This is a genomic window from uncultured Thiodictyon sp. (genome assembly GCF_903946935.1).
Classification (GTDB): Bacteria; Pseudomonadota; Gammaproteobacteria; order Chromatiales; family Chromatiaceae; genus Thiodictyon.
This window is the reverse complement of record NZ_CAJAXH010000292.1, coordinates 1-12237: the sequence shown is the minus strand read 5'-3', so window position 1 is coordinate 12237 and position 12237 is coordinate 1. Positions and strand designations below refer to the sequence as shown.

11 protein-coding genes are annotated in these 12237 nt (G+C 66.8%); 7 read left to right on the top strand and 4 right to left on the bottom strand.

Annotation, left to right across the window (positions count from 1 at the left end; all coding sequences use genetic code 11):
- The first annotated feature begins 648 nt into the window (after positions 1–648).
- Both QZX93_RS25215 and QZX93_RS25210 read left to right on the top strand, forming a co-directional pair.
- Positions 649–1401 carry a formylglycine-generating enzyme family protein gene (locus QZX93_RS25215; RefSeq protein ID WP_295386036.1) on the top strand — a complete coding sequence of 251 codons (753 nt, stop codon included), beginning with the start codon at positions 649–651 and terminating at the stop codon, positions 1399–1401.
- Positions 1402–1597: 196 nt separating this feature from the next.
- Positions 1598–3898, top strand: a complete 2301-nt coding sequence (locus QZX93_RS25210; protein WP_295386035.1) for a heavy metal translocating P-type ATPase — start codon at positions 1598–1600, stop codon at positions 3896–3898.
- A 184-nt stretch (positions 3899–4082) separates the two neighbouring features.
- On the opposite strand, the gene QZX93_RS25205 is transcribed toward QZX93_RS25210, so the two are convergent.
- From QZX93_RS25205 to QZX93_RS25190, 4 genes are all read right to left on the bottom strand, one after another.
- Positions 4083–4874 (bottom strand): endonuclease/exonuclease/phosphatase family protein, encoded by a 792-nt coding sequence (locus QZX93_RS25205; protein WP_295386033.1) that lies wholly within the window; start codon positions 4872–4874, stop codon positions 4083–4085.
- Positions 4875–4994: 120 nt separating this feature from the next.
- A complete protein-coding gene (locus QZX93_RS25200) occupies positions 4995–5645 on the bottom strand; it encodes a c-type cytochrome (RefSeq protein WP_295386031.1) in 651 nt (216 codons plus the stop codon).
- Positions 5646–6045: 400 nt separating this feature from the next.
- The gene (locus tag QZX93_RS25195) at positions 6046–6501 is read right to left on the bottom strand and encodes a copper chaperone PCu(A)C (protein WP_295386029.1); all 456 of its coding nucleotides are present in this window, start codon (positions 6499–6501) and stop codon (positions 6046–6048) included.
- Positions 6502–6723: 222 nt separating this feature from the next.
- Positions 6724–7356, bottom strand: a complete 633-nt coding sequence (locus QZX93_RS25190) for an SCO family protein (RefSeq protein ID WP_295386027.1) — start codon at positions 7354–7356, stop codon at positions 6724–6726.
- A gap of 84 nt (positions 7357–7440) precedes the next feature.
- On the opposite strand from QZX93_RS25190, the gene QZX93_RS25185 reads away from it, so the two are divergent.
- The 5 genes from QZX93_RS25185 to hemN all read left to right on the top strand — a co-directional run bounded on the left by QZX93_RS25185 (position 7441) and on the right by hemN (position 11965).
- Entirely contained in the window at positions 7441–8220 is a 780-nt protein-coding gene (locus QZX93_RS25185; RefSeq protein WP_295386025.1) for a M90 family metallopeptidase, read from the top strand.
- Between the two features lie 114 nt (positions 8221–8334).
- Positions 8335–8763, top strand: a complete 429-nt coding sequence (locus tag QZX93_RS25180) for a GNAT family N-acetyltransferase (protein WP_295386023.1) — start codon at positions 8335–8337, stop codon at positions 8761–8763.
- 127 nt (positions 8764–8890) lie between these two features.
- Positions 8891–9361: an Rrf2 family transcriptional regulator gene (locus QZX93_RS25175; RefSeq protein ID WP_295386021.1), complete on the top strand. Its 471-nt coding sequence runs from the start codon at positions 8891–8893 to the stop codon at positions 9359–9361.
- Between the two features lie 141 nt (positions 9362–9502).
- A complete protein-coding gene (gene prmB, locus QZX93_RS25170) occupies positions 9503–10417 on the top strand; it encodes a 50S ribosomal protein L3 N(5)-glutamine methyltransferase (protein WP_295386019.1) in 915 nt (304 codons plus the stop codon).
- Between the two features lie 162 nt (positions 10418–10579).
- On the top strand, positions 10580–11965 hold the full coding sequence (gene hemN / locus QZX93_RS25165) for an oxygen-independent coproporphyrinogen III oxidase (RefSeq protein ID WP_295386017.1): 1386 nt from the start codon (positions 10580–10582) through the stop codon (positions 11963–11965).
- Positions 11966–12237 lie beyond the last annotated feature (272 nt).

Here is a 12237-nt window from a genome sequence, read left to right as displayed (position 1 = left end):
CCTACGGGCTCCCTGCGTTTCCTCCCCCAGCGCGTCGACCAGAACGTGTTTCACATGCGTTGCCATCGGTGATCTCCTTCAGACCGCCCTACAGTAATTTAACCGGGGGGTGCTGTCTCACCTACATTGGCACAGAGGGGCTGGGGGCCGCTGTTGGGGCGAGCAAAGTATTGGCAGTCAGGGGCGGCCCTGTCCAGGTCAGGGGCCAGGAAGAACATAAGCCAAATGCACTACAGGTGCCTTAGCTCATGGGTCATCTGGCTGGAGGGCAACTGTTGTCATGCCAGCCCGCGAGCGTCGAAGCAGCCGCGTGGCTGAGTGCCGCGCTTGATAATGACGTTGAATCAAATATCTTTTTTTGGTAAAGATCGCACTATGTCTACCACGCCCGTCGCTCGCCTGGAGCGCGGCGAGCCCGGACGCGCACTTGCCAGGGGCAAAGGGATTGTGCATATTTCCACTCGCCCAGTCGGTCGGCGCCGGGCCAGTGCGGAGGCCGCTCGGCCAAGGCGTCCCAGGGGGGTAAGCGTGCGCACGCTCGGCAGGACCGCAGCGCCACGCTCGACCAGGGCCAGGCGGGGCCCGTCACCCGGGATGTGTACCCACACCGTTGGGCCATCGCGCAACCTCAGCCCAAGGAGCAACCCGATGGGAGATTCATGCAACTGTGCCGACGCCGCCGTTCTCGCTGAGGCCGTTCTCGCTGAGATGGTCGCGATCCCGCCCGGCTCCTTCCTCATGGGGGCACCGGACAGCGATCAGGACGCCGCTGCCAACGAGAAGCCCAGGCACCGGGTGCTGATCGCGCGTCCCTTCGCCATGGGGCGCTACCCGGTCACTTGCGACGAATACGACCTTTTCTGTGCTGATACCGGGCGTGAGCGGCCTGACGATCGCGGCTGGGGCCGCGAGCGCCGGCCGGCGATCGGCGTCTCTTGGGATGACGCGGTGGCCTATTGCCTTTGGCTCTCGCAGCAGACCGGACGGCCCTTTCGCCTGCCGACCGAGGCCGAGTGGGAATATGCCGCCCGGGCCGGCGCCGATACCCGCTACTGGTGGGGAAATGCGATCGGTCAGGGCAACGCCAACTGTGCCGGTGGCGGCAGCCGCTGGGACAACCGGCAGACCGCCCCGGTCGGCTCATTCAGCCCCAACCCCTTCGGGCTTTATGACACCGCCGGCAATGTCTGGGAGTGGGTGCAGGACGGCTGGCATGACAGCTATGTGGGCGCCCCGGCCGACGGCTCGGAGTGGCACGACGCCTGTGTCGGCGTGGGCCGGGTATTGCGCGGCGGCTCCTGGAACAGTTACCCCTGGGGTATCCGGGTGTCGAACCGGCTGCGGCGCGATCCCGACTTCCGCTCTGTCTATCTCGGGCTGCGGCTGGCCCAGGACCTCTAAACTGAACGTCGCGCCGGGAGCGCGCTCCAATTTTTCCTCCCCTATTGGGGGCGGGCGGGGTGGGGGAACGGCCAAGGCGCCCGCCACGTTCACCTTTCGGGGTGGTGCGGGCGCCATGGCCGTTAGGCGGCCGTGGACTGGAATCGTCGGTGGTACCCCCAATAACGAGTAGACCACCCATCACCAGGACACCCAGATGAACCAAACGATCCGAATCGGCGTCAATGGCATGACCTGTGCCTCCTGCGTGGGGCGGGTGGAGCGGGTCATTGCGGCCCTGCCGGGGGTGACGGCGGCCTCGGTCAATCTGAGCACCGAGGCGGCGGACGTCCAGTATGAGCCGGACCTGGTGGGCCGCGAGCAAATCGCCGAGGCGATCCGCCAGGCGGGGTATGAACCGGTGGAGCCAGAACCCGCGGTGGCGCAGTCCGATCGCGGCCGGGGGCCGCTCCTACAAGAGCCGCTGGAGTCCCAGGAGGACCAGACCCAAAAACGGCAGGCGCAGGCGCTCGCCGGGCTGCGGTTGGACCTGCGCTTTGCCGCCGTTTTTACACTGCCGCTGTTGCTGATCAGCATGGGGCCGATGCTCCTGCACGGCCTGGGGCCGCATGGCCGGTCATTGTCCGGGCCGCTCTGGGGTTGGGTCCAGTGCCTGCTGACCACCCCGGTCCTGCTGTGGGCGGGGCGGCGCTTCCTGCGCTCCGGCTGGGCGGAGCTGCGCCACCTCGCCCCGGGCATGAACAGCCTGGTGATGATCGGCAGCGCGGCGGCGTATCTCTACTCGCTCGCCGCCTTGACGCTGCCCGAGCGCTTCCCGGCGGGCACCGCGAACCTCTATTTCGAGGCGGCGGCGGTCATCGTCACCCTGATCCTGCTGGGGCGCTATCTGGAGGCCCTGGCCAAGGGCCGCACCTCGGAGGCGATCCGCCGCCTGGTGCGCTTGCAACCGCAGCGGGCGCGGGTGGTGCGCCCGGAGGGCGAGGTGGAGATGGCGGCGGCGGCGGTGCGGCCCGGGGACCTGATCGCGGTGCGGCCCGGTGAGCGCATCCCGGTGGATGGGACCGTCACGGAGGGGGGTAGCCATGTCGATGAGTCGATGATCAGCGGTGAGCCGCTGCCGGTGCGCAAGGGCCCCGGGGATGCGGTGGTGGGCGCGACAGTGAATCAGACCGGGGCCTTTCGCTACCGTGCCACCCGCGTGGGGGCAGACATGGTGCTGGCGCAGATCGTGCGCCTGGTGGAGGACGCCCAGGCCGGCAAGCTGCCGATCCAGCGCGTGGCGGACCGCATCGCGGCGGTCTTCGTCCCCCTGGTCATGGCGGCCGCCCTGGCGACCTTCCTGGGCTGGTTGTGGCTGGGTCCGGCGCCCGCACTGAGCTTTGCCTTCGTGGCCGCGGTCTCGGTGTTGCTGATCGCCTGTCCCTGCGCCATGGGGCTCGCCACCCCGACCGCCATCCTGGTCGGCACCGGGCGCGGCGCCGCCCTGGGCATCCTCTTTCGGCGCGGTGCCGCCCTGGAGAACCTGGCGCGGGTGGACCAGGTGGTGCTGGACAAGACCGGCACCCTGACCGCCGGGCGACCGGCGCTGACCGACCTGCACGCCTTCGGCTGCACGGATGAGGCGGCGTTGGCCCTGGCCGCCGCTGGCGAGCAACACAGCGAGCACCCGATCGGCGCCGCCATCGTGACGGCGGCGCGGGAGCGGGGGCTCACGCTCGCGGCGGCCACAGAGCTTGCGGCGGTGCCCGGGTTCGGCATCCAGGCGCTGATCGAGGGTCGGCGGGTCGCCATCGGCGCCGCGCGCTTCATGGATCGACTGGGGGTCTCAGTTAGCGCGGCGGATGCGCCGGTCGCGCGCCTGGCGGCGGATGGGAAGTCGCCCGTCTATCTCGCGGTCGATGGGCAACTGCTGGCGGTGCTGGCGGTGGCGGACCCCATCAAGCCGAGCAGTCGGGCGGCGGTCGAGCGCCTGCAAGGGCTGGGGCTGACCGTGACGATGCTGACCGGGGACGGTCGGCGCACCGCCGAGGCGGTCGCCCGGCAGGTGGGGATCGAGCGGGTGGTGGCCGAGGTCCTGCCGGACGACAAGGCCGCGGAGGTGCGGCGCTTGCAGGCCGCAGGGCAGCGGGTTGCCTTCGTCGGCGACGGCATCAACGATGCCCCGGCGCTGGCCCAGGCGGATGTGGGGATCGCCATGGGCACCGGGACCGAGATCGCGGTGGCAGCGGGCGAGGTGGTCCTGATGAGCGGCGACCTCACCGCCGTCGCCGTGGCGATCGCCCTGTCGCGGCGGACACTGGGCACCATTCGGCTGAATTTTTTCTGGGCCTATGCCTACAACGTGGCACTCATCCCACTGGCTGCCGGGGTTTTCTACCCGCTGACCGGCTGGCTCCTGAATCCAATGATCGCGGCCGCGGCCATGAGCGTCTCCAGCCTGTTCGTGGTCACCAACAGCCTGCGCCTGCGCGGTTTCGAGCCGGATGAGTCGTCTTAACCCAGCGCGAGCAATGGCTCACGCCAAGGCGCCAAGCTCGCCAAGAAACACAATCGGGTGGGCGAAGTCACCAGATTATCGTCCAAGTGACTCGGTGACCTCCGATAACGCACTGAAGAACCTTGGCGAGCTTGGCGCCTTGGCGTGCCAAATGCGTTTTTCCGGGGTAAGGTCAGTGTTACCGTCAGCTGCTGAACGCCTGTCCGCGCAATTGCGCCGGTTCCGCGAAGGACCGCCCCGGAGGCAGTCCCAGGGTCATGCTGAGTGGGAGGTGGTCGGAGAGTGGATAGTCGATCACATGGGCGCTTAAGATGCGCAGCGGTGCTGAGATCAGGATGTGATCGAGGTTGTGGCGCGGGCGCCAGCTCGGGAAGGTCTTCAGGGTCGGGTTGAGCCCTTGCATGCCGGTGCGGCGGACCATGGTGCGCAGGCTGCGCGAATCGCTGCCGCAGTTGAAATCGCCCATTAAAACTAGCAGTGGATGCGTCTCCGCCAGGGTGGCCAGGTAATCCAGTTGGCGCTTGCGCGCACGCCAGCCCAGCGCCAGATGGACGATGCCGATGGCCAGATTGCCGCCGTCGGCGAGCGGGAACTCGGCCACCACGGCGCCGCGCCCGGGCAGCCCGGGGAGTTTGTGCTCCGTCACCGGGCCGGGTCGCAGTCGGCTCAAGATGCCGTTACTGTGCTGGGCGAAGGGTCCCAGGTCGCGATTGACCTGACGATACCAATAGGGGAACGCCCCCTGGCGGGCTAGATACTGGATCTGGTCGACATTGGCGCTACGCAGACTGCCGGCATCCACCTCCTGGACGCCGACCACGTCGAACTGCGCGATCAGTTGGGCGATCCGGGTCAGGTTGACCAGCCGCTCCGGGTGGGGCAGCACATGCTTCCAACTGTTGGTCACATAGTCGCTGTACTTGCGCGAGAAGATCCCGCCCTGCACGTTGTAGCTGAGCAGTTTGAGTTGCTGCATGGCGGCCGGTGCCCGGGGCGGGTCGCGGGTTAACACCGGCCAGGCCCGCGGCCAATGGCCCGGATCATGGCCAGGCAGCCTCGGGCCTGCCTGGTCCCTGCCGCGCGGCTCTGCTACGGGCTATTGGCCGAGTCCCTGCACGTACTGGGCCACCGCGGCGATTTCCTGATCGGTCAGGCGGGCGGCGACCCCGCGCATCATGCCATTGGGGTCGTTGGCCCGGGTGCCGCTGCGGAACATGCCCAGGGTTTGCGAGACATAGTCGGCGTGTTGGCCGGAGATGCGGGGGAACTTGGCCAGCCCGGCGCCCAGGCCGGCGGGGCCGTGGCAGCCGCTACAGGCCGGCACGCCGGTCTCCGGGTTGCCGCCCCGGTAGAGGACCTCGCCCTGTTTGGCCAGGGTGGGATCGGCGGCGCCACCGTCCTGTTTCTGCTGGGAGAAATAGGCGGCGGCATTGAGCACATCTTGATCGGTGAGCGCGGCGGCCTGGGTCGTCATCAGGACGTTCTGCCGGGCACCGGACTTGAAGTCCATCAGTTGCTTATAAATGTACTCCGGGTGCTGGCCAGCCAGCTTGGGCCATACCGGGTTGACGCTGTTGCCCAGCGGCCCGTGACAGGCGATGCAGATGGTGCCCGCCTTCTCCTCGCCCGCCTTGGCGTCGCCGACCGGCGCCGTCGCCTTGGCGGCGGTGTTTGCCGCGACCGTGCCCGACACCCCGCCCGCTACCAGGACCACCGCCGAAATCGTCTTGAGCCAGTTGTTCTTCATTGCCAATGCCCGCCTAGGTTGTTCGCGACCGCGCCTGGGCGCGATCATCTGAGGATCGAAAAACTGCGGATATATATCAGAGAGCATTCATGCAGGTCAATTTATCCGCCAAAAAAATGCCTCCTAGCAGCCTGTCGGACTTGATGGCGTAACCGATTGATTAAACAGGAAAACGACTTTTTGGCGCAAAAGAGGAAACTCTTTGCATTCAATCGGTTGCATCACTAAGTCCGACAGCCTGCTAGTGTACTGCTGTGTCAGGCCAAGGCGCCAGGCTCGCCAAGGTTTTTCAGCGCGTTATCTGCGCCGCGGGATTCATCCGGCGAGTGATCCGGTGATTTGGTCTACCCTATTGATTTCTTGGCGAGCTTGGCGCCTTGGCGTGAGCGACTGGCGGATTTCAGTGGGCCGCGGGCGCGGTCGCGACCGTGCGCACCGGCGCCTGCACCTGGAGCTGGCTGCCGTCGTCGAATGTCAGCCCGAGCGCGACCTGGCCGCCGGGCGTCAGGTCGCCGGTGAGCCCGATCAGCATCACATGCAGGCCGCCCGGCTTCAGTTGTACGCTGCCGCCCGCGGGGACCTCGATGCGCTCGATCCGGCGCATGCGCATCACGCCGCCGTCGTTGGTGTGGGTGTGTAATTCAACGGTCTTGGCCGCCGGGCTGGTGGCCGCGACCAGGGCGCGGGCCTGGTCCGACTGGTTGGTGAGGGTCATGAACACGGCGCTGTTGGGCTGGCCGGGCGGGACCGCACGGGCATAGGGGTCGCTGACGGCCACTGGGTCGGCGGCCCAAACGGTGGGGGCCAGGGCGAACAGGCCGGCAGCGAACAGGCAACGGACGCGGGAACTGGACATGGCAGTGTGCTCCTCGTGGGTAGTGGATGGCGGCCAGATCGGCCTAGAAAGCGTGTTTAGCCGCAAATGAACGCAAACGAACGCAAATAAATACAATAGGTTATCCGTTGTTCGCCAAAGCGGACAGTTCACCCGGCGGGTGCGCCGAGCTTGCTCGAGGAAAACCAATAACCCACTGTTCTATTTTGCGTTTCTTTGCGTTCATTGGCGGCTTAACTGCTCTTATTGGGATTGAGGCGCGCCGAGCAGGTGACGGATGGCCGCGGCGATGGTGTCGGGGGGCGTGGCGTGATCCAGGGTCTGCGCCAGCCGGCCTTGCGGATCGACCAGATAGGTGGAGGCCGAATGGTCGACGAGATAGCCCATCGCCGAGTCGGGTTCCGCGACGCGCCGATAGGCCGCCCCATACAGGCGCGCGGCCGCCGCAATTTGTTCGGGGGTGCCGGTGACACCGCGGATGTTGGGGTGGAACCAGGCGGCGTAAGTGGCGAGCCGCGCGGGGGTGTCGCGCTCCGGATCGACGCTGATGAACCAGACCTGGACGCGGGCGAGTTCCGCCGGGGTGAGTCCCTTGAGTGCGGCGGCGATGAAGGCCAGATTGGTGGGGCAGATGTCCGGGCATGAGGTGTAGCCGAAATAGAGCAGTACGACCTTGCCGCGCAGTTGCGTAAGCGCTAGCGTTTCGGCCGCAGAGTCGAGCCGGAAATCGCCGCCGGTGGGCGGGGCGGCGAGCGCCAGGGTTTGCTGTGGCTGGCTCTGGCGCACAGGCTGCGGGGGCGGCGGGCGCGACCACAGGAGCCAGGCCAGGACGGCGGCGAGGGCGACGACGGCCAGGGTAAGCTGGGTGCGCTGCATGGTTGGCGGCTGGTATGGAATCTTGAGTGGGACAGTGTATATGTCGGAAAATGCTTTTCAACCGAATTATTGCGCTTGGCGTACATGGGTCGCCTGAGCGCTTGGTGGCGCTCCCGGGTCTTGGCGCGGGAGCGGCGGCGCTATGCCCAGGCCGACTGGGATGCGGCCTGGGGGTCGCTCCCGCTGCTCGCCGGGCTCAACCCGGCTCAGTCGATCCGCTTGGCCGAGCTGGCCGTGCTGTTTTTGCGGGATAAACGGATCGAGCCGGCGCAAGGGCTGGTACTGACCGCGCAGATGCGTCTGACCATCGCCTTGCTGGCCGGTCTGCCGATCCTGGGGCTGGGGCTCGACTGGTATCGCGGCTGGTATTCGGTGATCCTCTACCCGGCCGCCTTCATTCCCGCCCATGAGTATACCGACGCCGACGGCCTGGTCCAGGTGGACGATCAGGTCAAGGGCGGGGAGGCCTGGGAGCGGGGGCCGGTGATCCTGTCCTGGGCGGACGTGGCGGCGGGGTGTAGGTTGGACGGCTACAACGTCGTCGTGCATGAACTCGCCCACAAGCTTGATATGCTTAACGGCCGCCCCAATGGTCGCCCCCCGATGCATGGCGACATGTCGGGGGCGGCTTGGACGCGCGACCTCTCAGCGGCGTTCGCTGACCTGGGGCGACGGGTGGACGCGGGGGCGCAGACCCCGCTCGACCCCTACGGCGCCGAGTCCCCGGGGGAGTTCTTCGCGGTGGCCAGCGAGGCCTTTTTTGAGACCCCGCGCGTGCTGCACGCGGAATATCCAGCGGTCTATGCGCAGTTGCGGGCGTTCTACCGTCAGGACCCGTTGGTGCGACTCGGGCGGGGCGCCTGAGCCTCCGGGGCTGCCCTCATGGGGGACGCGGCAATTTGGGCACTCGGACAATAACTATGGCAAAATATGTGGGCGAAGTAAGGATCGACCGCCCGCAACGCCGGCCGGACGCCCATGACCGATCAGTCCGCCATCCGATTTGAATCCAAGCCGTTGCGGGGCATCGGCCGATCGGAGTCGCAGCGCTTGCGCGAGCTGACCACCGGGGACAGGCAGTCCCACATGCTGGCGGTCTTGCGGGAGCATCCGGAGTATGCCCAGTGCTTCCTGGCCTGGGACGGGGATGAGATCGTGGGCTGGAGCCTGGCACGCTGGTTCGCGCCCTTCGTTGAGGGGCCCCGCAATGCGCATGTAAGCGTCTTTGTGGACCCGGCGTGGCGGCGGCTGGGGCTGGGGCGTCAACTGTTGGGTCAGGCGGTCGAGTTTGCCGTCGCTCATCGGCTGCGGCCCTGGGTCTCTGCCGGTGCTCCGGACCAGTCGGCCTTTTTTCGCGCCTGCGCCTCTGGGGCAGGCATCGTCGGTACCCCATTCCGGTTGCGCTAGGAATCGGGCCGATGCGTGATTTACACTTGCGGGGCATTGAAATTCGGATTTCGTTGACTACTTTACTCAGAGTCGCCTCCCCGCCCCGCCCCACGGGGCTGTACCCACACCTGACAGGTAAACAACGATGAGACTTTCGACTAAAGGTAGATACGCGGTGACCGCCATGCTCGATCTGGCCCTACAGGGTGGTGAAGGCCCGGTAACCCTGGCGGATATTTCCGTTACGCAAGGGATTTCGCTGTCCTATCTGGAGCAGCTCTTCGCGGCGTTGCGCCACAAACAGTTGGTGCGCGGGGTCCGCGGGCCCGGCGGCGGCTACTATCTCGGGCGACCGGCCAACGAGATCTCCATCGCCGACATCATCTGCGCGGTCGACGAGTGGGTGGAGTTCACCCGCTGCAGCGGCCGTGAGAACTGCCGGGGCGGGCAGCCGTGCCTCACCCATCAGCTGTGGGACCAGTTGAGCGATGAGATTTTCAACTTCCTGAGCGGCATCACCCTGGCGAACATGGTCGAGCGCGGGCGCGTGGAGCGCGCCAAGGCCCGTCACGAGGCGATGACGGCCGAGGCGGAGGAGAAGCGCCGCGCTGCCTGAGCGGCCCGGTGCCCGGTGGCCGGCATCGCACTCGCGCGGGTGTCCGCGGCGCTGCGGTGATATCCTTACGCGCTTCCCGCGGGCGCCGCGGGTCCGGCCGTCCGGCCGGGGTAACCGCACTGATCCGGGAAATGCATCGCGATGGCCGAACAGCCTGACGGGTTGATTACTATTCAGGACTACATCCGCTGGGGAGCCACGCGGTTCAACCGGGCCGGACTCTGGTTCGGTCACGGGACGGATAACGCGCTCGACGAGGCGGCCGCGCTCGTGCTGGGTGGTCTGGACCTGGACCCCGGGCTGCCCGTCAGCTTCCGGGGGTGCCGTCTGACCCCCGCCGAGCGCGTGGCGGTCACGGACCTGATTGAGCGACGGGTAACCGAGCGCGTCCCGACGGCCTATCTGATCGGGCGCGCCTGGTTTGCCGGGTTGCGCTTCGACGTCGACGATCAGGTCCTGGTCCCCCGCTCACCGATCGCCGAACTGGTCGAGGCGGGGTTCGAGCCCTGGATCGACGGCGAGCGGATCGGGCGAGTCTTGGATCTGTGTACCGGCAGCGGCTGCATCGGGATTGCGGCGGCGCTCTTTCTGCCGGATGCCGACGTCGATCTGGTGGATATCTCGCCCGCGGCCTTGGCGGTCGCCCGCCGTAACGTGGCCCACCACGGGGTTGAGGATCGGGTGCGGGTGCTGGAGTCGAACCTGTTCGATGCCCTGGCCGGTCAGCGCTATGACGTGATCGTCTCCAATCCGCCCTATGTCTCCGCGGCGGAGTTTGCCGCCTTGCCTCCTGAGTATCATCGTGAGCCGCAACTCGGCCTGCACGGCGGGGATGACGGGCTGGACCTGGTCCTGCTCATCCTGCTGGAGGCGGCGCGGCATCTCACCGAGTCGGGCATCCTGATCCTGGAGGTCGGAAACTCAGCGCGCGAGCTGGAACAGCGCCTGCCGCTGGTACCCTGGACCTGGATCGAGTTCGAGCGCGGCGGGGAGGGCGTGCTGCTGTTGACCCGCGAGCAACTCGTGCAGCACCAGGGGGAGTTTGAGGGGGCCTGAACCGATGGGCCTTAGACCGGCGTGTCGCCGCGCCGCATTTCACACCACGCTCACGCCATTTCATGAGGCGCGCCGACGCGCTCTCGCCGGCGTGAGCGACGATGCCTGGGCCGCCCGGTGCGCGGGCCTCGCAACCATTCCCGACACCTGAGGGTAGAATTGATGGAACAGGGTATCTCCTTTGACCTGGGCCTGATCCGCCGCTATGACCAGAGCGGCCCCCGTTACACCTCCTACCCGACGGCGGTGGAGTTCGACGAGCGTTTCGACCCGGCGGCCTATGCCGCGGCCTGCGCGCGCAGCAACTTAAGTGGCCGGCCCCTGTCGCTGTATTTCCACCTGCCGTTCTGTGACACGGTGTGCTTTTACTGCGCCTGCAACAAGATCGCCACCAAGGACCGCAGTCTCGCCCCGCCCTATCTGGAGCGGCTGCACCGTGAGATCGAGATGCAGTCGGCGCTCTTCGACCGCCATCGGGTGGTCGAGCAGCTCCACTGGGGTGGCGGTACCCCGACCTTCCTGAGCCACGACCAGATGCAGGGGCTGATGGATCAGACCCGTCGGCACTTCACCCTGGCGGACGATGCCACCGGTGAGTTTTCCATTGAGATCGACCCCCGCGAGGCGGACGCGGCCACCGTGGCCCTGCTACGGCGTATCGGCTTCAACCGCATGAGCCTGGGTGTGCAGGACTTCGACCCCCGCGTCCAGGCGGCGGTCAACCGTATCCAGACCGAGGCGCAGACCCTGGAGGTCCTGGATGCGGCGCGCGCCGAGGGCTTCCGCTCGATCAGTCTCGACCTGATCTATGGTCTGCCATTGCAGACCGCCGCGAGCTTCCTGAGCACGCTCGACCGGATTATCGAGCTGACCCCAGACCGCGTCTCGGTCTTCAATTACGCCCATCTGCCGTCGCGCTTCAAGCCCCAGCGGCGTATCAACGAGGCGGAACTGCCGGCGCCCGAGGTCAAACTCGAAATCCTCCAGAGCACCATCGCCCGCTTGGGTGAGGCCGGCTATGTCTATATCGGCATGGACCACTTTGCCCGTCCGGACGACGAGCTGACCCTGGCGCAGCGCGCCGGCACCCTGTACCGCAACTTCCAGGGCTACTCGACCCATGCCGATTGCGATCTGATCGGGCTCGGGGTTACGTCCATCGGCAAGGTGGACAACACCTATGGGCAGAACCGGCGTGAATTGGATGAGTATTACGCCGATATCGATGCGGGCCGTCTGCCGGTCTTCCGCGGGCTGGAATTGAACCGCGACGACCTGATCCGCCGCGATGTCATCACCCGGCTGATCTGCAACTTCCAGCTCTCCATGCCGGCCGTCGAGGCCGCCTGGGACATCGTGTTCGCCGACTATTTCGCCGACGCGTTGAGCCGTCTGGAGGTCATGGTGAGCGATGGCCTGCTGGAGGTCGGTGACGGGACCATTCGCATCCTGCCGCGCGGCCGCCTATTGGTGCGCAACATCTGCATGGCCTTCGACGCCTATCTGGCCAACAAGTCCGGACCGATCGGCTTCTCCAAGGTCATCTAGGTCACTGCGGGCAGTCGTCGCGGCCGGGGGCCGCTCCTACCGGTAGGAGCGGCCCCCGGCCGCGACGGGTTACCTCGCCTTCGACAGCGCCGAGACTGCCGGCCCCGCCACCCTAGCAAATTCCTCACGCGGGCCTTGATCATCGCGCCGGCCGCCGGCGCTCCCGGTGTTGAGCGCCTGGGAGCGCCGACATTCTGTCGGCCAATCGCCGCAGGCGGTTCGCGGTTTTGCGGTGAATCGCAAAGGGCCTTGTTTTCGCGAGGGTCCAACGG

Bases quoted from the DNA above. Each gene is read 5' to 3' on its own strand.
- QZX93_RS25215 (WP_295386036.1), top strand. From the start codon at position 649: ATGGGAGATTCATGCAACTGTGCCGACGCCGCCGTTCTCGCTGAGGCC.
- QZX93_RS25210 (WP_295386035.1), top strand. From the start codon at position 1,598: ATGAACCAAACGATCCGAATCGGCGTCAATGGCATGACCTGTGCCTCC.
- QZX93_RS25205 (WP_295386033.1), bottom strand. From the start codon at position 4,874: ATGCAGCAACTCAAACTGCTCAGCTACAACGTGCAGGGCGGGATCTTC.
- QZX93_RS25200 (WP_295386031.1), bottom strand. From the start codon at position 5,645: ATGAAGAACAACTGGCTCAAGACGATTTCGGCGGTGGTCCTGGTAGCG.
- QZX93_RS25195 (WP_295386029.1), bottom strand. From the start codon at position 6,501: ATGTCCAGTTCCCGCGTCCGTTGCCTGTTCGCTGCCGGCCTGTTCGCC.
- QZX93_RS25190 (WP_295386027.1), bottom strand. From the start codon at position 7,356: ATGCAGCGCACCCAGCTTACCCTGGCCGTCGTCGCCCTCGCCGCCGTC.
- QZX93_RS25185 (WP_295386025.1), top strand. From the start codon at position 7,441: ATGGGTCGCCTGAGCGCTTGGTGGCGCTCCCGGGTCTTGGCGCGGGAG.
- QZX93_RS25180 (WP_295386023.1), top strand. From the start codon at position 8,335: ATGACCGATCAGTCCGCCATCCGATTTGAATCCAAGCCGTTGCGGGGC.
- QZX93_RS25175 (WP_295386021.1), top strand. From the start codon at position 8,891: ATGAGACTTTCGACTAAAGGTAGATACGCGGTGACCGCCATGCTCGAT.
- prmB (WP_295386019.1), top strand. From the start codon at position 9,503: ATGGCCGAACAGCCTGACGGGTTGATTACTATTCAGGACTACATCCGC.
- hemN (WP_295386017.1), top strand. From the start codon at position 10,580: ATGGAACAGGGTATCTCCTTTGACCTGGGCCTGATCCGCCGCTATGAC.